The organism is Microbacterium sp. RD1 (genome assembly GCF_052220165.1).
Classification (GTDB): Bacteria; Actinomycetota; Actinomycetes; order Actinomycetales; family Microbacteriaceae; genus Microbacterium.
In genome coordinates this window covers 194,924-212,382 of sequence record NZ_JBQPOL010000003.1, presented here as the reverse complement: position 1 = coordinate 212,382, position 17,459 = coordinate 194,924, and the positions used below count along the sequence as shown (strand labels likewise).

The following is a 17,459-nucleotide window of genomic DNA, read 5'->3' as shown; positions in this document are numbered from 1 at the left end:
GCGGTCACCGAACGCCGATTCGGACGACCGTGCCGGCTCCGGCTCGCGAGACGCACGGCATCATGCAGCTGCCGCTCGCCCGTTCCTCGGCATCGAGGATGTGATCGCGGTGCTCGATGTCCCCGGCGAGGACGGGAACCTCGCACGTGCCGCAGTCGCCCCGCCGGCACGAGTAGAGCATCGGCACGCCGGCACCCAGCAGCGCGTCGAGCATCGTCGTGCCGGCATCGACACGGATGCGCCGCCCATCGAACACCTCGACGTCGAAGGGTCGATCGCCTGCACGACCGGCCTCCGTGAATCGCTCGCTGCGGAGTCGGTCGCCCAGGCCCATGAGCTCGAGGTCCCGCAGCAGAGGACCGGGGCCGCAGGCGTAGACGGCGGCGTCGTGGAATCGGTCGGCCGCGAGAGTCTCCGTGATCCAGGACGACACGTTCCGTCGTCCGTCCCGGAGGGACTCGTGCACGACGGCATCGGGGACGAGCGCGCGCAGCTCGGCCACGAACGGCAGGTGCCTGCGCTCGCGGCCGAGGTAGAGCACTCGCACGGCCGTCCCCGCGGCCACGGCGGCGTCGATCATCGACATCAGCGGAGTGATGCCGATGCCGCCGGCGACGAAGACCGCCGCATCCGCCTGGTCGAAGACGAACTCGTCGAACGGTCCCGAGACGACGACGCGGTCGCCCGTCGTGAGATTCTCGTGCACCCATGCCGATCCGCCCCGGCCGCCGCGGTCGTGCCGCACAGCGACGCGGACACCCCCGGACGGGGTCCGGAAGACGACGGAGTACCGGCGGGTGAAACCCGCGAACGCGATCTCGAGGTGGGCGCCGGGCGGCGTCGGCGGGAAGGGTCCGTCGATGTCGAGGCCGACGATGTCGGGCGTGAGGTGATCCACGGCGACGATCTGCCGCGACCCGATCAGCTTCACCGCGCTCGCCCGAGAGCCTCGTCGGCGGCGCGCAGCAGCCTCCCGTCGGCGACGATCTCGCCGGCTGCCTGCACTCGCGGGTACAGCACGCCGTCTCGCTTGAGGTGGTCGATCGATCGGCCGTCCGCACTGCGCGACGCGCGCAGCGCAGCCACGACCGCCGATGCGGCCGCCGAGGGTCGGCGGTCGGGCTGGTCTTCGAGGCGGAGATCGAGCGCCTGCGCTGCCATCAGGAACTCGATGCCGACGACGGTCCGGATGTTCTGCACCACCTGGCGCGCGTGGCGGCCGGCGTTGTTGGCCATCGACACGTGGTCTTCCTGGTTGGCGCACGTGGGAATGGAGTCGACGCTGTCGGGATGCGCGAGGGTCTTGCAGTCGGACACGAGCGCGGCAGCCAGATACTGCGGAAGCATGTACCCGCAGTCAAGGCCGACCTGCTCACTGCGGATCAGCATGTCGGGCAGCCCCCGGTTGAGGCTGCCGTCGTCCAGGCGGAACAGCCGGCGCTCGGCGATGTTGCCGATCTCGGTGACCACGATGGAGAGGAAGTCCGCCGCGATCGCGAGGTACTCCGCGTGGAAGTTCCCGCCGGACACCGCCTTCAGCGAACGGCTCAGTTGCGGAAAGATCAGCGGATTGTCGGTGGCCGCGGTGATCTCGTTCTCGACGATCGTGCGCACGAAGGCGAGCGTGTCGACGACGGGACCGAGCACCTGCGGCACGCAGCGCAGCGAGTAGGAGTCCTGCGGGGGCTGACGTACGGGATCGACGTCGCGGCCGCCGTCGACGAGGGCGCTGCCCTCGAGCAGTTCGCGAAGACGTGACGCGACCGCGATCTGCCCGCGCTGGCCGCGGGCGTCGTGGAGCTCGGCGATGAAGGCGTCGCCGAAGCCCAGGAGCGCTTCGATCGACATCGCCGCGGCGACCTGAGCGTGGGCGAGGAGGTTCTCGGCGTCGGCGAGGGCGAGGGCGACCTGCGCGCACGAGAACGAGGTGCCGTTCAGCAGCGCCAGACCATCCTTCGCCTGCACCCGGATGCGGGTGATCCCGGCGGCGGCCATCGCTTCGGCGCCGGAAAGCGTGCGGCCGTCGTAGTCCGCTGTGCCCGATTCATCGGGATCGACGTCGCACATGACGAGGGCGATGTGGGCCAGCGGGATGAGATCTCCGGATGCCCCGAGGGAGCCGTATTCCGGGACGACCGGGGTGACGCCGCGCTCGAGCATCGCCAGCAGGCAGTGCACGAGCTCGGCGCGGACGCCGGAGGTGCCACGGGCAAGGCTCGCGGCACGAATGGCCATCGTCGCGCGCACCGTGTCGAGCGGGGCATCCGCGCCGACCCCGGAGGCGTTGGAGAGGATGAGACGTCGCGACAGCTCTGCGGCGTCGTCGGGATCCTCGAAGGCCGCCCGCCCCGCGAGCGATCCGAATCCGGTGTTGATGCTGTACACCGGCGGGATGCTCTCGCCCCGCCGCATCCCGTCGATGAGCCCATCGACCCACTGCGCGCTGTCGGCCATGGCGTCGTCGAGCTCGTGGGCCTCCAGCACTGCTCGGCCGCGCGCGACGGCGACGAGGCCTTCCAGATCGAGGGTGCTCAGTCCCACGCGCGGGAGGGGGAGGGTCTCAACGGTCATCGTTCCTGCTCTTTCGTTCGTTTCGAAGTCGGCGGGCATCCAGGTCGGCCCACTCGGTAAGGCTCTGAGCGAGATCGTCGGCGGCCCGCATCAGCGACGTGCGGGCGAGGCGGATCCACTCCGGACGGTCGCAGCGGCTCTCGGGTCCGGCGACGTTCAGAGAGCAGACCACCTCGCCGAGATACGACACCGGCACGGCGACGGACACCGACCCGGGGTCGAGCTCCCCGCGCGACACGGCCCACCCTGAGACCCGCGTCTGCGCGAGGGCGGCGAGAAGCTGGTCCCGGCGGAGGGTGCGGGCAGTGTAGGCGGGAAGGTCGCCGTCGAGAACGCGCTCGGCCACGCGAGCGGGTGCACCCGCGAGAAGGACGCGCTGGCCGGCCCCCGCGTGCAGCGGCAGCAGCTCGCCCACCGCGAAGCTGTACTTCATCGATCGATCGGGCTCCGCCCGCCGCAGGCACAGCGCATGACTGCCGACCCGGACGATCAGCACGCAGGTCTCGCCGGTCTCCTCGACGACCGCCCGCAGCAGCGCGGGGGCGGTCTCGGCGAGGAAGGAGTGCACGTAACTGCTGCCCCCGAGCTGGAGCAATCTGCGGCCGGGCCGGCACTGCCCGCCGTCGACGGCGAGGAAGCCGGCGTCTTCCAGCTGGCGGACGTATCGGTAGACGCTGCTCACGGGGAGGCCGGTCCTGTCCGCGACGGCGCGCACCGAGGCATCGCCGGCTGCCGCGACGACTTCCAAGATCGCGAGGCCGCGCTCGATCGATGATGTCGTCATGATCCCTCCTTCGCGGCCGTCGACGGATGCGCTCAGTCTGCGTGCATCCTCGTCCTCGGCCGTAACCTCATTCTCACCACGTGAGAACCGCGTTGCCGCCGTCGCGTCCGCGGCCCCTACTGTTCGGGCTTATGACCAGCGCCCCCGTCGTGACGGATGATCCCTACTCGATCGACAACCTCGTCGACCCGTACCCCCTCTTCGCGCGCATGCGCGCACTCGGCGGCGTCGTCTTCCTCGAGCGCTATGGCGTGCACGCGTTCTTCTCCGATGCGACATGCCGACGCATTCTGGAGGATTGGCGAACCTTCATCTCCGGAGCGGGTGTGGGTCCCTCCAATCTGCATCACGAGAAAGCGTGGCGGCAGCCGGGAATCCTGGAGACCGACCCGCCCGACCACACGGTGATGCGCGTCGCCATGACCGAGGTGATCTCCCCGAGATCGGTTCGCCGGCTCCGGAAGGACTTCTCCGATTTCGCCCGGACGCTCGTCGACGAGATCGTCGACCGCGGCGCGGTCGATGCCATCACCGATATCGCGCAGGTGTATCCGGTTCGCGTGTTCGGGGACGCCGTGGGGATCCCGCGGGAGGGTCGCGCCGAGAACCTCCTCCCGCTCGGCTCCATGAACTTCGCCACCTTCGGTCCGCGGACGGAGCTCTACGACCGATACTTCCGCGCGGGTGCCGGGACGTCGGAATGGGCGGTGGACAATTGCGCACCGGACAGACTCCGCGGCGACGGGTTGGGCGCGTCGATCTGGGCGCACGTCGACAACGGCGCCATCGACCCCGCGCAGGCGACTCTGCTCGTGCGAGCGATGCTCTCGGCCGGCATCGACACGACGGTCCTGGCGATCGGCAATCTCCTCGTCGAGTTCGCTCGCCATCCCGACGCCTGGCGTGTCGTCCGGGAAGACCGGACCTGGCTGCGCTTCGCCATCGACGAGATGCTGCGCCACGAGTCGCCCTTCCAGTCCTTTTATCGAACGACCGCCGCCGCGACCACGGTCGGGGGAGTCGACCTCGCTGCGGGCGAGAAGGTCGCGCTGTTCATGGGTTCAGCCAATCGCGACGTCGACCGCTGGGGCGACACCGCCGGCGAGTTCGACATCAAGCGCACAGCCGGTGGTCACCTCGCCTTCGGGATGGGCATCCATCAGTGCGTTGGTCAGCCGATCTCCCGACTGGAACTGGAGTGCATCTTCGGGGCTCTCGCCGATCGCGTCGCGGAATGGGAGGTGCGGGACGAGCCCGAGCCGTTCGTCCACACGACGCTCCGAGGGTGGGAGCACCTCCCGGTCCGCGCGGTGGCGGCCTGAGGTCGATACGGTAGAGGCGTCGGCGGCATCCGGATCGGAGGAACATCCATGGCACAGCGTCCGCTCGGTGTGACACTCGTCGCGATCATCGCCTGGCTCAACGGCCTCTTCCAGATCATCGGCGCCATCATCCTCATCATCGCGGGGCTGCTCATCACATGGCCGGCCCTGGTCGGATGGTTCAGTCTGCTGGTCGGCATCGTGACGCTGGTCGTGGGGATCGGGCTCTGGCGCGGCAACGCCACCGCACGCACGATCGCGACGATCGTGTTCATCGTGAACATCGTGCTCGAGGTGCTGGGGCTGTTCTCCGGCGAGACGCTGTGGTCGGCGATCGCCGGGTCGATCCTGTCGATCATCGGGCTGATCCTCCTCTACACGCGTCCGGCTCGCGCGTACTTCGGCTCCTAGCTGCGAGGCCCTCGTGGCCGATCTGGAGATGGTCCGCCTTCCCGGCGGGCAGGTGGAGCTCCACGACGCTCGACGGCGCACGCGCCGCACCGTCGAGCTGGAGCCGTTCGAGATCGCACGGTTCGCCGTCACCCAGGAGCAGCTCGCCGAGATGATCGGCGGAGAATCGACGCATCCCCGGCGGCCCGTTACGGATGTCAGCTGGCTGCGCGCCATCCGCTTCTGCAACGCCGCATCGGAGTGGGAGGGGCTCGACCCGGCATACACGTTCGAGGGCGAGGAGGTCACCTGGCACGTGGATGCGGACGGCTATCGCCTTCCGACCGAAGCGGAGTGGGAGTTCGCCTGCCGGGCGGGATCGACGGGGGCGCACTACGGCCCGTTGCCCGACATCGCCTGGACGAGCGCCGACGGTGTGACGCACCCGATGGACGTGGGCGGGAAGCTGCCGAACCTCCATGGCCTCTTCGACACGCTCGGGAATGTGTGGGAGTGGTGCTGGGACCATCTCGACCCGGCGCGGTACGGCGACTACCGCGTGTTCCGCGGCGGCGGCTTCGCCGATGACGCCCACAGCGTGCGTGCAGGAGTCCGCCGCGGAGGACCGCCGCGCTCGCACTCCGACGACATCGGCTTCCGCGTCGCCCGCGGCGGGTTCGACGCGGATGCCGCGGCACAGGGGTGGTCCAAGGAGGCTGACCGCCGGCGAGGCGATCTCGGCGGGCCGTTGCCCTCGGGGTGGACGCCGCGTCGCTGACCCGGTCTGTCAGCGCTCCGCGAGCGCGGCCAGGACGTCGCCGGACACCCGCTGGGTCGTCCACTCCGCCATCGGTGCGGCGCCCAGAGCGCGGTAGAAGGCGATCGAGGGGGCGTTCCAGTCGAGCACGGTCCACTCCAGGCGGCTGTACCCGCGCTCCACGCACACCGTCGCCAGCGACGCCAGCAGAGCCGTGCCGTACCCGGCGCCGCGGTGACCTTCGTCGACCCACAGATCCTCGAGCCAGACACCGTGGCGCCCGGTCCACGTGGAATACGTCAGGAACCACAGCGCGATACCGACGATCTCGCCGTCCTTTTCGACGACGTGTGCGAACGCCCGGGGATCGGAGACGAAGAGAGTGCCGCGCAGCGCCTCCTCGGTGTTCTCGACGGCGTCGGGCTCTCGCTCGTACACCGCGAGAGCGACGATGCCGGCGAGAATCCCCGCTTCGTCCCCGGGTCGGGCGGCACGCACGGTGGCGCCGTCGGGAAGTTCGCGGGGTTGCATGCCCGCCAGCCTATCCGTCGGCCGCGTGGGCCTTCGATCGGGCCACGAGAAGTGTCAGCGCGCGCTCGACGCTCTGGGAGATCACCTCCGCGGGATCACCGTCGAACTCGTGCAGCTCGGCGTCGACGGCGTCGCCGGATGAGATGCCGATGTACACCGTCCCGGCGGCGTGTCCGTCCTCCGGCTCGGGGCCACCGACGCCGGTGATGGAGACGGCGAGGTCGGCGCCCAGCGTCGCCCGCACACCGTCGGCCATCTGCATGGCGCAGCGGGCCGAGCACGGATCGATGTCGGCATCCACACCGAGCGCGCGATGCTTCGACGACACCTGGTAAGCCACGACGCCGCCGGCGAACCATTCGCTCGCGCCTTCGCCTCGCCCGATGGCGGAGCTGAGTGCTCCGCTGCTGAGCGATTCGGCGACGGCGATCGTCAGTCCGCTGTCGGCGACGACGTGGGCGAGCTCGTCGACGAGGTCCATAGCGCCTCCTCCTCCGTGAACTTCCGACCGTACGCAATGTGCGACGGGCGCCCGACGGGATTGCAACGGTTCGGTTCCGTTTGGTAGCGGGCCGCGAGACCGATCCCTAGCATCGGATCATTGCGTGCCAGGAAGGGGAGATCGTGGCTCGATCCGTTCTTCGGACGTCTCTCGGTGCAAGCGCGCTCGCGCTCGCACTCCTGCTGTCGGCGTGTGCGGGGAGCCCCGGCGCGTCGACGCCGACTCCGACGGCGTCGGTGGCGTCATCGGAGCCCGCGCCATCGCCCTCGGCGGACGTGCCGTCGCCGCCGGTCACCCTTCCGACGGACTGCAGCACGCTGGCGACCGAGCCCACCCGTGCCGAGGCGATCGGCGATCTCACCTTGCAGAGCAACGGCGAGGGCTTCGTCCGCCCGGCGCCGGAGAACGCGCAACTGGCGCTCGGATGCGACTGGATCGTCGGAGACGCCACCGGCATGCTGCTGCTGATCAGCACCGCCGACCCCGCCGCCATCACCGCCGCGGTGCAGACGCTTCCCGCCCAGGGCTACACGTGCCAGGTCTCGGACGACTTCGGCGCCGACTTCTGCGACCTCCCGGGGGCGGGACCCGACACCGAGGAGATGATCGTCGCCCGCGACGACGTCTGGATCTACCTGTCGACCGTCAACCGCAACGGCCGCGCGTTCCTGTCCGAGATCGCGCAGGGCGTCTTCGGCTGATCCGTCATGCCCGAGTCCCCAGAGGTCGAAGCTCTCGCGCTGTTCCTGCGCGAGACGCTCACCGGTGCGCTGGTCGGTGCGACGGAGGTCATCGAGTTCCGCGCGCTGAAGACCCGGTCCCGGCCCCTGAGCGAGCTGGAGGGCGCCACCATCGCCGAAGTACGACGTTTCGGCAAGCACGTCGCGCTCCTGACCGACGGCCCCGCCCTCGTGGTGAGCTTCGGGCGCGCCGGCTGGGCGTCGTGGCGGTTGGACGGGGACTCATCCACCCCTCCCGCAGGCGCTCCGCCGGTCATCGCGACGATCGACTTCCCCGGCCGCGGCGAGCTGGGGTTCACGGATCCCGGGGCCTGGCTGTCGCTCGGCCTCTCGGTCGTCGACGAGCCCGTCGAGGTCGCGGCTGTCGCGAAGCTCGGCCCCGACCCCACGGCTGACGCCTTCTCGCCGGCCGATCTCGACGAGATCGTGATCGGTCGGCGCAAGCAGCTGAAGGCGTTGCTGCAGGAGCAGGAGTCCCTTGCCGGCATCGGGAACGCCTACTCCGACGAGATCCTCCACGCCGCGCAGCTGTCGCCCGTCGAGCACGCGGCGAATCTCGACGCCGCCGAGCGATCCCGTCTCTACGGCGCGATCCGGATGATCCTCGGCCAGGCGTTCGCCGACCGCCGCGGCATCCCGATCGACCGCCAGAAGGCGGCCAAAGTCGCCGCGATGCGCGTGCACGGCCGCACAGGGGAGACATGCCCCGTGTGCGGAGGTGTCGTGCACGACGTGCCCGGATCCCAGGGCGCGGCCCAGTACTGCCCGACGTGCCAGACCGGGGGAGCGCCCCTGGGCGGGTGAGGGGACCCGCTCAGCCGGCCAGGGCCCGGTGCACTGACGCGACCGCGCTCGAGCCTTCCCCGACCGCGGCGGCCACGCGCTTCATCGAACCGCGCCGTACGTCGCCGGCGGCGAACACGCGCGGCACCGAGGTCTCGAAGGGCAGCGGTTCGCGCCCGAGACGTTGCCACGGCCCGACGAGGACGTCGGGGACGATGTCGGTGCCGGTGCGCAGGAATCCGTCCGCGTCCTGGTCGAGACCCGAGAGCCATCCCGTCGCAGGGTCGGCGCCGATGAAGCAGAACAGACCTCGCGCGTCGACATCGCCGACGGCGTCGATCCGCACGCGTTCCAACGATCCGTTGCCCTCCAGGCCGGTGACGTTGGCTCCCGTGAGGACCTCGACGCTGGCGTCCTCGTGCAGACGATCGACGAGGTAGGTCGACATGCGCGTCCCCAGGTCGGTGCCGCGGACGACCAGGCGCACGGGACACCCGTTCGACGCGAGATACAGCGCGGCCTGTCCGGCGGAGTTCGCACCGCCGACCACGACCACCGGATGCTCCTGCACATGCCGCAGTTCGAACTGCGTCGCGGCGTAGTAGATGCCCGCGCCTTCGAAGTCGTTCCAGCGGTCCAGCGGCAGACGTCGATAGGCGGCGCCGGAGGTCACGATCGCGGTGCGCGCGTGGATGATGCGCCCATCGGTCAGCGTGACCTCCAGCCCGTCGTCCGTGCTGCGCAGCTGTGCCGCCTCGCAGGGGGCGTACACCCGCACACCGAACTTGAGCGCTTGGAGGGAGGCCTGTCCGATGAGCTCTCCGCCGCTGACCCCGAAGGGGAAGCCGAGGAAGTTCTCGATGCGAGAGGTTGCCGCGGCCTGCCCACCGGGAGCGACGGCGTCCAGCAGCACCGTGCTGAGCCCCTCCGAGGCGCCGTAGATCGCCGCGGCCAGCCCGGCAGGCCCGCCGCCGATGACGACGAGATCGACCACCTCGTCGGCGTCCCCGTTGTAGCTCAGTCCGAGCCGGTCGGCGACCTCGCCCGGGGTGGCGCGGAGAAGAGGCTCCCCCTGGATGAAGGCGATGGGAAGGTCCCCCGGGGCGACGTTGTGGTGCTCCAGTTTGTAGGTGTCGCCAGGGGTGATCTCGGCGGAGGTGTGCACGAGGTCGAGCCGCTCGGCGAAGCGCTGCAGCGATTCGAACTCCTTCGTCGCTGCGGCCCCCACGAACTTCAAGGTCAAGGCGGCCGGGCCCTTGCGCAGCGACTCGCGGCGCTGCCAGAGCTCGCGCAGGAGGAGGTCGCACAGCTCGTCGTCTTCGCTCATGATGCGTCGGAGATCGGTTCGGCTGACGCGATACACCTGCCCCGACTGCGACACGCGCGCCGACAGGAACGCCCCCTGCCCGTTCAGCAGGCCGAGCTCGCCGAGGAACGAGTGGCGACCGACCGTGTTCAGCACGCTCTCGCCGAGCCACCACAGCGAGTCGCGGACGACGTCCACTTCGGCGGTGTCGACGAGGATCAGGTCGTATTCCCGATCTCCGGAGCGGAAGAGGTAGTCGCCCTCCTCGACCTGTTCGGGGGTGCCGAACGCGATGATGCGCTGCCACTGCGCATCATCGAGCGGCTCGGGCGGCGGCTGGATGGCGGTTTCGTACTGTCCCACGGTGGACAGGCTAGTCCTCCGCGCACGCGCGGGCGTCAGGGAGTCTGATCCTCGTGTTCGCCCTCGGCGATCTCCTCGATGACCTTGTCGTTGAACGCGGGGAGATCATCGGGCGTGCGGCTCGAGACGAGCCCCGCGTCGACGACGACCTCCTCGTCCACCCACGTGGCGCCGGCGTTGCGCAGATCCGTCTGCAGGCTGGGGTAGCTCGTGAGCGTCCGGCCCTCGAGCACGTCGGCTTCGGTGAGGATCCAGCCGCCGTGGCAGATCACTCCGACCGGCTTGTGCTGGGCGAAGAAGTCGCGCGTGAAGCCGACGGACGGCCCGTCCAGACGCAGGTGATCGGCGTTCACCACGCCACCAGGCAGGACGAGCGCGTCGAAGTCCGCCGCATCCGCCACCGTCGACGCGAGATCGACGGCCTGCTCGTGGCCGTTCTTCCCCGTCACCGCCCCCTCGGCCGGCGACACGAGCACGGCGGTCGCGCCGGCCCCGGTCACCGCCTCCCACGGGCTCGTCAACTCGCTGTCCTCGTAGCCGTCCGTGAGCAGGAAGGCGATGCGCTTGCCGGTGAGATCGGTCATGTCCGCTCCTCGCGTGTGTGTCGTCCCTCCACGCTAAGAAGCAGTCCGCCGCGACGCCGGGGGGTTGACGTTCGCGCGAGCGGCGGTCAGTGTGCGGGCGGCGCTCCGACGGGCTGATCGGCGGGCTTGCGGATGAGGAAGGCACCGAGGATGAGCGGCAGCGACACGATGGCGGCGATCACGAACGCCCCGCGGGTGCCCTCCGCCGCGGCCTGCGGCGCCAGCGAGCTCGAGCCGCCGGCGATGGCGGACATGACAGTGATGAGAACAGCGATCCCTGCCGCGCCGGCGACCTGCTGGATCGTGCTCACCACCGCGGAGCCATACGAGTAGAACCGCGGCTCCAACGACCCGAGTGACGCGGTGAACAGCGGGGTGAACGACATCGCCAGCCCCAGCGACAGCACCGTCTGGATCGAGAGGAGGAGCCATACCGGCGCGTCAGCCGTGGCGAAGATCGCGTACATCCAGAGCATTCCGCTCACGACGAAGGCGCCCGGGATGAGGAGCACACGGGTTCCCCACCGGTCGTAGATGCGGCCGATGATCGGCCCGGAGAAGCCCATCGCCAGGGACCCCGGCAGCACGATGAGGCCGGTCTCGGCGGGGGTCAGGCCGTGTCCGTCCTGCAGGTACAGCGGCAGAAGCGTGATCGCGCCGAAGAACGCCAGCGACATGACACCCAGTTGAGCGACGGAGAGCGAGAAGTTGAGCGAGCGGAAGACGCGTAGATCGAGCAGCGCCGCATCCGTCTGCTGCAGTCGCATCTGGCGCCATCCGAAGAGCAGCAGGGCGACGACACCGATGCCGAGGGAGACGCCGAGCGTCACCGGTGAGGGGCCGGAGTCGGGGCCCTCACCGCCGTGCCCGCCGATCTGGCTCAGGCCGAAGACGATGCCGCCGAAGCCGAAAGCCGACAGCACGACCGAGAGGACATCGATGCGGGTGCGCTCGGTCTCGCCGAGGTTGCGGATCCACCGGGCTCCGGCGGCGAGGGAGAGCAACGCGATCGGCAAGACGAGACCGAAGTTCCAGTGCCATCCGACGGTCTGGACGAGGAAGCCCGACACGGTCGGGCCGATCGCCGGGGCGAGCGAGATCACGATGCTGACGCGCCCCATCATCCGGCCGCGCTGATGCGGCGGCACCACGGTCATGAGGGTCGTCATGAGAAGCGGCATCATGATGGCCGTTCCCGACGCCTGGACGACGCGGGCGGCGATGAGCATCTCGAAGCCCACCGAGAAGAAGGCCACGAGCGTCCCCGCGGAGAACAGCGTCATCGCCGCGATGAAGACCTGCCGCGTGGTGAACCGTCGCAGCAGGAACCCGGTGATCGGGATGACCACGGCCATCGTGAGCATGAAAGCCGTGGTCAGCCACTGCGCCGCGACGGCGGTGATGCCGAGATCGCGCATCACATCCGGGATCGCGATGCTCATCGTCGTCTCGTTGAGGATCGCGACGAAGGCGGCGATGAGAAGCAGCCAGACGACGCGGTTCTGGTCGCGCGTGAGGCCCTCCTGCGCGGGGGCGGGAAGGCGGATGCTGTCGGTCTGTGTGGCGGCCACGGATGCTCCTCGTTGTGCGCAGGTGCCAGGTCGCCACCTCGGGTGATGGCAAGCCCTCACGATAACGAGGGCATCCGACAGGGTATTCCCGCGACGGCGGGGGAGAGGGCGGGGCGCACGACACCCGCTCCGCAAGCCTAGCGTGTGCGTCCTCGCGCAGACATAGGCTGACGCGCATGAGCATGCGCGGGATGGGAGGCGGGGGCGGGACCTTCCGCCCCGTCGACTCCGACGCGCAACGCCGCCGGAACGCCGAAGCTCCGCGGGTGCCGCACCTCGGACGTCGCGTCGTGGCGCTGTTCCGCCCCTACGCCGCACGCATCGCCGTGACGGCGTTCCTCGTCGTCGCCGGCGCGGCGGTCGCCGTCATCCCCCCGCTCCTCGTGCAGCGGATCTTCGATGACGGGCTCTTCCCCGTGGGCGGCGGCTCTCCCGACATCCCCCTCCTCATCCGGCTCGTCGTCCTGATGATCGCGCTGTTCCTGCTGTCGGCAGCCCTCGGGGTCGGACAGACGTGGCTGACGGCGACCGTGGGCAACCGCGTCACCGGCGACCTGCGTGTGCGTCTGTTCGAACACCTGCAGTCGATGGAACTGGGCTTTTTCACCCGCACCAAGACCGGAGTCATCCAGTCGCGCCTGCAGAACGATGTCGGCGGCGTGTCGGGGGTGCTGACCAACACCGTCACGAGCATCCTCGGCAACGTCGTGACGGTGGCGGCCTCGCTCGTGGCCATGATCCTCATCGACTGGCGGCTGACGATCATCGCCGTCGTGCTCATGCCCTTCCTCGTCCTCGTCCAGCGGCGCGTGGGTCAGGTGCGCGCGCGGATCGCTGCCGAGACGCAGGAGTCGCTGTCGGAGCTGACCTCCATCACGCAGGAGACCCTCAGCGTGTCGGGCATCCTGCTGTCGAAGTCGTTCAACCGGCAGCGCACCGAGTCCGCCCGGTTCGCCGACGAGAACCGGAATCAGGTGCGCCTGCAAGTGCGCCGGGCGATGAGCGGGCAGGGGTTCTTCGCCGTCGTGCAGGTGCTCATGTCGAGCGTCCCGGCGATCATCTACCTCGTGGCGGGGTATCTCGTCACCGGCGGAGTCGACACCATCACCGCCGGCACGATCGTCGCCTTCACGACGGTGCAGGCGCGGCTGCTGATGCCGCTCATGGGGCTGATGCGCGTCGCGTTGGACGTGCAGACCTCGGCCGCACTTTTCGCCCGCATCTTCGAGTACCTCGACCTGATTCCGGCGATCGCCGACGCCCCGGATGCCATCCCGGTGCGTCGGGCGCCCGGCCCGGTCGGGCGCATCGAGTTCCGCGACGTGGTGTTCCGGTATCCGGATGCGGCGCCCGCGAGCCGTCCGACGCTGGACGGCGTGTCGTTCGTCGCCGAGCCGGGGAGCTCCGTCGCGTTCGTCGGCCCTTCGGGCGCGGGCAAGACGACGATCCTGTATCTGACGCCCCGCCTGTACGAGGCATCCGCGGGGAAGGTGATGTTCGCCGGGGAGGACGTGCGCGCGCTGACGCAGTCGTCGATCATCGACGAGATCGGCATCGTGTCGCAGGAGACCTACCTCTTCCACGCGACGATCCGTGAGAACCTGCGCTACGCCAAGCCCGACGCGACCGACGCCGAGATCGAGGAGGCGTGCCGCGCCGCCAACATCCACCATGTGATCGCGGGGTTCGAGCGCGGATACGACACGGTCGTGGGGGAGCGGGGCTATCGGCTCTCGGGCGGGGAGAAGCAGCGCATCGCGATCGCGCGCGTGCTCCTGAAGGACCCGCCCGTGCTGCTGCTCGATGAGGCCACGAGCGCCCTCGACACCGTCTCGGAGCGCATCGTGCAGGAGGCGATCGACGCCGCCGCACGAGGCCGGACGACGCTGACGATCGCGCATCGGCTGTCCACGGTCGTCGGTGCCGACGTCATCCATGTCGTGGAGGGGGGCCGCATCGTCGAGTCGGGGACGCACGCCAGCCTCCTCGCGGCCGACGGACTCTACGCGAGCCTCGCCGCCGAGCAGCTCGCTGCCGCCCGCGTCATGACCGAGGAGGCCACGGCCGACGGGTAGCCTCGCCACTTGCGTGAATCGGCTGCCATTTCGCGCGCCGAGCCAGCCGATTCACGCAACTCGACGGGCGAGCGCGGCGGTGAGGTCGGCGAAGAACGCCGTGGGGTCGGTGAGGTCGGCCTGGGTCACCGTGAGGTAGGTCCACCCCAGGGCCTCCAGACGCCGGCGACGCGCCAGGTCGCGGCGCCACTGGGCGGGATCGCGGTGATGATCGCCCTCGTACTCGACGGCGATGCGCTGAGCGACATAGGCGAGATCGACGCGAGCGACGAAGACGCCCTCGCTGTCGTAGACCACGTGGTTCACCTCCGGCGCGGGGAGTCCCGCTTCGCACAGGAGCACCCGCAGCTCGGACTCCTTCGGAGACTCCGACCGTTCGTCGAGCAGCTCGAGTGCGCGGCGGAGGAGCGGGGCGAAGCGCTTGTCGGTGCGCGTGAGCACGGCGTGGGTGAGCTCCGTGATCGTGGCGTCGCCCCGTGCGAGGAGGCGGTCGCCCACGGCGACCAGGACCGGCAGGTCCAGGACGGACGCCAGGTCGCAGAAGGTGCGCGCGGGGGTCGTCACGCGCACGCCGTCGACGGAGGTGACGTCGCCCGCCGGCAGGTCGACCTGGTGTCCGCGCGTGGTCTTCCCCTGAGGGGCACGGCGACCCGGCGGGGTGCTGACGTGCAGGATCGGCGAGCGCTCGAGTCGCCACGGGAGCGGCAGGTCCCACAGCAGCGCGGCGGTGGCATGGCTGAAGACAGCGGCCAGCGGCAGCCGCGTCGCGCGGGCGGCGCAGCGTGACGGCAGGTCGTCGACGCCGCGCGGGAGGCGAGTGCCGTAGAACGGCGCGGCGAGGTCGGATGCGCGCGTGCGTGCCCGGGTGACGCCCTCCTTCGCGGAGCGCCGGGTCGAGAATGCCGGATCGAGGAGTCCGGGCGGAAGCTCTCCGGGGGTGCGGGACATCCCTCGACGCTGCCCGTTCTGCACGCCCCGTGCCGGACGAGCGCCATCTCGTGGACAGCATCCGTCACCACGGGGGCTGTGGAGGAGGGACGCCCCCGCCACTTGCGTGAATCGGCTGCCATCTCGGCCGAGATAGCAGCCGATTCACGCCAGACGGGCGGGAGAAAGAGTTACGCGGGAGGGGGGAGCTCGGCCAGGAACGCCTCGACAGCCTCGCCGTAAGCGGGGTCGGGATGCGTCACGGCGATCTCCCGCAGAGGCGGGACGTCGAGGGTGCGGATGAGAGCGATGCGGGCGCGCACGGCCTCCTCGGCGCCGGCGTCCCGGAGGACCTGGATGCCCCCGCGGAGGGCCGCGAGATACTCCTGCACCACCGGGAGTGCGCTCCGCTGCTGCGTGATCGAGCTGCCGTCGGCGCGCTCGCGCCACTCCACCACCACGTCGGGGATCACGTCGAAGGCGCGCGCCTGGGTGTACATCCGCTGCGCGATCACCTGGTCTTCGTACAGACGGCCCTCGGGGAAGCGCAGACCGTGCCGCTGCCAGAAGTCGGTGCGGCTGAGCTTGGACCAGGCGACGATGTTCCCGGATGCGGCCGGGTGAGCGGCCAGCGTCGTCGCCGTGCGGGCGGGATCGGTCGCGGCCGACACCCACGGCTGAACGTCCCCCGCCGCGTACCGACCGGCCGGGTCGGGGCGCAAACGGACGTAGGCGCCCGCCACGAAGTCGCTGCCGGAGGCGTCGAGCATCTCGACCATGCGCTCGAGGGCATGCGGCCGCATCCGGTCGTCCGCATCGAGGAAGCCCAGATACGGCGTGCGCACCAGGTCGAGACCGGTGTTGCGCGCCGCGGACAGACTCCGCTGCTGCCCGTGGGTGACGAAATGGAACCGAGGGTCGGCGGCGGCCGCGTCGGCGAAGATCTGCCGCGTGGGGTCGTCGGGCCCGCCGTCGTGGACGAGGACGGCCCGCCAATCGAGAAAGGTCTGGTCGCGGAGGGACTGGAGCGCTTCGGGGGCGTACCGGGCGATGTCGTGGCCGGGCACGATGACGGTGACGGTTCCGCCCGCCGTCGCGGTCCTCTCGGCGGTCACCCGGCCGATCCTACGGCCGCGACCGAGGCGGCGAGGGCGTCGGCCACCAGTGCGAGCGACTGCGAGAGGGAGCGGGGGAAGGTGAAGCGGACCGCGGTACGGGCGAGGTCGGGGTCGATGCCGATCGCCACAAGCACGTGCGACGGCTCGTCGCTCCCGGCTGCGCACGCGGAGCCGCTCGAGGACACGATGCCGCGTCGTTCGAGCTCGAGCAGGATCGCCTCGCCGCTGGTGCCGGGGAAGACGAAGCTCGCGGTGCCGGGAAGGCGGTGCACGGGATCGCCCGTCAGCCGCGCGGTGGGGAGGAGATCGTGCACGCGCGCGACGAAATCGTCGCGGAGCGCGGTGACCCGGGCGGCTGCCTCCTCCCGCTCCCGCTCGGCGAGCTCGAGTGCGGTCGCGACGGCGACGGCGCCCGCGACGTTCTCCGTGCCCGAGCGACGGCCGCGCTCCTGGCCGCCGCCGTGGAGGAGGGGCTCGAGCGGAATCCGGCCCCGCACGGCGAGCACCCCGGTGCCCTTCGGAGCGCCGAGCTTGTGCCCCGCGATCGAGAGCGCGTCGGCACCGGTCGCCCGCAGGGGCAGCCACCCCGCCGCCTGCACCGCGTCGAGGTGGAGCGGCACGCCGGCGGCGGATGCAGCGGCTGCAAGCGTCGCCGCATCCTGGATCGTGCCGATCTCGTTGTTGGCGTAGCCGACGCTGATCAGCGCCGTGTCGTCGTGCAGCAGGTCGGTGAACGCCGCGGGGTCGATGCGGCCGCCGTCGTCGACGGGGGCGAGATCGACGGTGAAGCCGTGCACCCGCCGCAGGTAGTCGGCCGATTCGAGCAGCGATTCGTGCTCGATCGCCGTCGTGACCACCCGTCGCGCGCCGCGCTGCAGATGCGCGGCGATCGCGATTCCCTTCACGGCGAGGTTGTTGGCCTCCGTGCCGCCCGAGGTGAACACGACGTCGCTCCGCCGCATCCCGAGCACCGCCGCGACGCGGGCGCGCGCATCGGCGAGGGCGGATGCAGCAGCCTCACCCACGGTGTGGTGGCTGGAGGGGTTGCCGAACTCGCGCGTGAGGTACGGCATCATCGCCTCGAGCACCTCGGGGCGCACGGGTGTGGTGGCGGCCGAGTCGAGGTAGAACATGC

The 17,459-nt window shown here is 70.3% G+C and carries 17 protein-coding genes; 6 read left to right on the top strand and 11 right to left on the bottom strand.

What is annotated here, in order from left to right:
• Window positions 1–4: 4 nt before the first annotated feature.
• From ACTU3I_RS15490 to ACTU3I_RS15480, 3 genes are read right to left on the bottom strand one after another with little or no spacing between them, the layout of a single operon-like run.
• Complete coding sequence (locus ACTU3I_RS15490) at window positions 5–931, bottom strand: PDR/VanB family oxidoreductase (protein WP_442926608.1); 927 nt, start codon at window positions 929–931, stop codon at window positions 5–7.
• Entirely contained in the window at window positions 928–2,571 is a 1,644-nt protein-coding gene (locus ACTU3I_RS15485; RefSeq protein ID WP_442926607.1) for an HAL/PAL/TAL family ammonia-lyase, read from the bottom strand. The genes ACTU3I_RS15490 and ACTU3I_RS15485 overlap by 4 nt, the downstream gene beginning before the upstream one ends.
• On the bottom strand, window positions 2,561–3,355 hold the full coding sequence (locus tag ACTU3I_RS15480; protein WP_442926606.1) for an IclR family transcriptional regulator: 795 nt from the start codon (window positions 3,353–3,355) through the stop codon (window positions 2,561–2,563). Before ACTU3I_RS15480 ends, ACTU3I_RS15485 begins: the two co-directional genes overlap by 11 nt.
• A gap of 131 nt (window positions 3,356–3,486) precedes the next feature.
• On the opposite strand from ACTU3I_RS15480, the gene ACTU3I_RS15475 reads away from it, so the two are divergent.
• Genes ACTU3I_RS15475 through ACTU3I_RS15465 form a run of 3 tightly spaced genes read left to right on the top strand, consistent with a single transcriptional unit; the run spans window position 3,487 to window position 5,845 of the window.
• Window positions 3,487–4,677: a cytochrome P450 gene (locus tag ACTU3I_RS15475; RefSeq protein ID WP_442926605.1), complete on the top strand. Its 1,191-nt coding sequence runs from the start codon at window positions 3,487–3,489 to the stop codon at window positions 4,675–4,677.
• 48 nt (window positions 4,678–4,725) lie between these two features.
• Entirely contained in the window at window positions 4,726–5,088 is a 363-nt protein-coding gene (locus ACTU3I_RS15470) for a hypothetical protein (RefSeq protein ID WP_442926604.1), read from the top strand.
• Window positions 5,089–5,116: 28 nt separating this feature from the next.
• Window positions 5,117–5,845, top strand: a complete 729-nt coding sequence (locus tag ACTU3I_RS15465; RefSeq protein WP_442926832.1) for a formylglycine-generating enzyme family protein — start codon at window positions 5,117–5,119, stop codon at window positions 5,843–5,845.
• A 9-nt stretch (window positions 5,846–5,854) separates the two neighbouring features.
• On the opposite strand, the gene ACTU3I_RS15460 is transcribed toward ACTU3I_RS15465, so the two are convergent.
• Together ACTU3I_RS15460 and ACTU3I_RS15455 are read right to left on the bottom strand one after the other, a co-directional pair.
• On the bottom strand, window positions 5,855–6,355 hold the full coding sequence (locus ACTU3I_RS15460; RefSeq protein WP_442926603.1) for a GNAT family N-acetyltransferase: 501 nt from the start codon (window positions 6,353–6,355) through the stop codon (window positions 5,855–5,857).
• Window positions 6,356–6,365: 10 nt separating this feature from the next.
• On the bottom strand, window positions 6,366–6,836 hold the full coding sequence (locus ACTU3I_RS15455; RefSeq protein WP_442926602.1) for a CinA family protein: 471 nt from the start codon (window positions 6,834–6,836) through the stop codon (window positions 6,366–6,368).
• A gap of 143 nt (window positions 6,837–6,979) precedes the next feature.
• On the opposite strand from ACTU3I_RS15455, the gene ACTU3I_RS15450 reads away from it, so the two are divergent.
• Together ACTU3I_RS15450 and ACTU3I_RS15445 are read left to right on the top strand one after the other, a co-directional pair.
• Complete coding sequence (locus ACTU3I_RS15450; RefSeq protein ID WP_442926601.1) at window positions 6,980–7,558, top strand: hypothetical protein; 579 nt, start codon at window positions 6,980–6,982, stop codon at window positions 7,556–7,558.
• A 6-nt stretch (window positions 7,559–7,564) separates the two neighbouring features.
• Window positions 7,565–8,401 carry a DNA-formamidopyrimidine glycosylase family protein gene (locus ACTU3I_RS15445; protein WP_442926600.1) on the top strand — a complete coding sequence of 279 codons (837 nt, stop codon included), beginning with the start codon at window positions 7,565–7,567 and terminating at the stop codon, window positions 8,399–8,401.
• A 10-nt stretch (window positions 8,402–8,411) separates the two neighbouring features.
• Here the strand turns inward: ACTU3I_RS15445 and ACTU3I_RS15440 are convergent, their stop codons facing one another.
• The 3 genes from ACTU3I_RS15440 to ACTU3I_RS15430 all read right to left on the bottom strand — a co-directional run bounded on the left by ACTU3I_RS15440 (window position 8,412) and on the right by ACTU3I_RS15430 (window position 12,204).
• Window positions 8,412–10,049 (bottom strand): FAD-dependent oxidoreductase, encoded by a 1,638-nt coding sequence (locus tag ACTU3I_RS15440; protein ID WP_442926599.1) that lies wholly within the window; start codon window positions 10,047–10,049, stop codon window positions 8,412–8,414.
• Window positions 10,050–10,084: 35 nt separating this feature from the next.
• A complete protein-coding gene (locus tag ACTU3I_RS15435; RefSeq protein ID WP_442926598.1) occupies window positions 10,085–10,633 on the bottom strand; it encodes a type 1 glutamine amidotransferase domain-containing protein in 549 nt (182 codons plus the stop codon).
• An 86-nt stretch (window positions 10,634–10,719) separates the two neighbouring features.
• Window positions 10,720–12,204 carry a DHA2 family efflux MFS transporter permease subunit gene (locus tag ACTU3I_RS15430; protein ID WP_442926597.1) on the bottom strand — a complete coding sequence of 495 codons (1,485 nt, stop codon included), beginning with the start codon at window positions 12,202–12,204 and terminating at the stop codon, window positions 10,720–10,722.
• A gap of 182 nt (window positions 12,205–12,386) precedes the next feature.
• Between ACTU3I_RS15430 and ACTU3I_RS15425 the strand changes: the two genes are divergently transcribed.
• Window positions 12,387–14,279 (top strand): ABC transporter ATP-binding protein, encoded by a 1,893-nt coding sequence (locus ACTU3I_RS15425; protein WP_442926831.1) that lies wholly within the window; start codon window positions 12,387–12,389, stop codon window positions 14,277–14,279.
• Between the two features lie 51 nt (window positions 14,280–14,330).
• On the opposite strand, the gene ACTU3I_RS15420 is transcribed toward ACTU3I_RS15425, so the two are convergent.
• From ACTU3I_RS15420 to ACTU3I_RS15410, 3 genes are all read right to left on the bottom strand, one after another.
• Window positions 14,331–15,227 (bottom strand): hypothetical protein, encoded by an 897-nt coding sequence (locus ACTU3I_RS15420; protein WP_442926596.1) that lies wholly within the window; start codon window positions 15,225–15,227, stop codon window positions 14,331–14,333.
• 170 nt (window positions 15,228–15,397) lie between these two features.
• The gene (locus tag ACTU3I_RS15415) at window positions 15,398–16,321 is read right to left on the bottom strand and encodes a glycosyltransferase family 2 protein (RefSeq protein WP_442926595.1); all 924 of its coding nucleotides are present in this window, start codon (window positions 16,319–16,321) and stop codon (window positions 15,398–15,400) included.
• Window positions 16,318–17,457 (bottom strand): cysteine desulfurase family protein, encoded by a 1,140-nt coding sequence (locus tag ACTU3I_RS15410; RefSeq protein ID WP_442926594.1) that lies wholly within the window; start codon window positions 17,455–17,457, stop codon window positions 16,318–16,320. The genes ACTU3I_RS15415 and ACTU3I_RS15410 overlap by 4 nt, the downstream gene beginning before the upstream one ends.
• Between the last annotated feature and the right edge of the window lie 2 nt (window positions 17,458–17,459).

Bases quoted from the DNA above. Each gene is read 5' to 3' on its own strand.
- ACTU3I_RS15485 (WP_442926607.1), bottom strand. From the start codon at position 2,571: ATGACCGTTGAGACCCTCCCCCTCCCGCGCGTGGGACTGAGCACCCTC.
- ACTU3I_RS15480 (WP_442926606.1), bottom strand. From the start codon at position 3,355: ATGACGACATCATCGATCGAGCGCGGCCTCGCGATCTTGGAAGTCGTC.
- ACTU3I_RS15475 (WP_442926605.1), top strand. From the start codon at position 3,487: ATGACCAGCGCCCCCGTCGTGACGGATGATCCCTACTCGATCGACAAC.
- ACTU3I_RS15470 (WP_442926604.1), top strand. From the start codon at position 4,726: ATGGCACAGCGTCCGCTCGGTGTGACACTCGTCGCGATCATCGCCTGG.
- ACTU3I_RS15465 (WP_442926832.1), top strand. From the start codon at position 5,117: ATGGTCCGCCTTCCCGGCGGGCAGGTGGAGCTCCACGACGCTCGACGG.
- ACTU3I_RS15460 (WP_442926603.1), bottom strand. From the start codon at position 6,355: ATGCAACCCCGCGAACTTCCCGACGGCGCCACCGTGCGTGCCGCCCGA.
- ACTU3I_RS15455 (WP_442926602.1), bottom strand. From the start codon at position 6,836: ATGGACCTCGTCGACGAGCTCGCCCACGTCGTCGCCGACAGCGGACTG.
- ACTU3I_RS15445 (WP_442926600.1), top strand. From the start codon at position 7,565: ATGCCCGAGTCCCCAGAGGTCGAAGCTCTCGCGCTGTTCCTGCGCGAG.
- ACTU3I_RS15435 (WP_442926598.1), bottom strand. From the start codon at position 10,633: ATGACCGATCTCACCGGCAAGCGCATCGCCTTCCTGCTCACGGACGGC.
- ACTU3I_RS15425 (WP_442926831.1), top strand. From the start codon at position 12,387: ATGCGCGGGATGGGAGGCGGGGGCGGGACCTTCCGCCCCGTCGACTCC.
- ACTU3I_RS15420 (WP_442926596.1), bottom strand. From the start codon at position 15,227: ATGTCCCGCACCCCCGGAGAGCTTCCGCCCGGACTCCTCGATCCGGCA.
- ACTU3I_RS15410 (WP_442926594.1), bottom strand. From the start codon at position 17,457: ATGTTCTACCTCGACTCGGCCGCCACCACACCCGTGCGCCCCGAGGTG.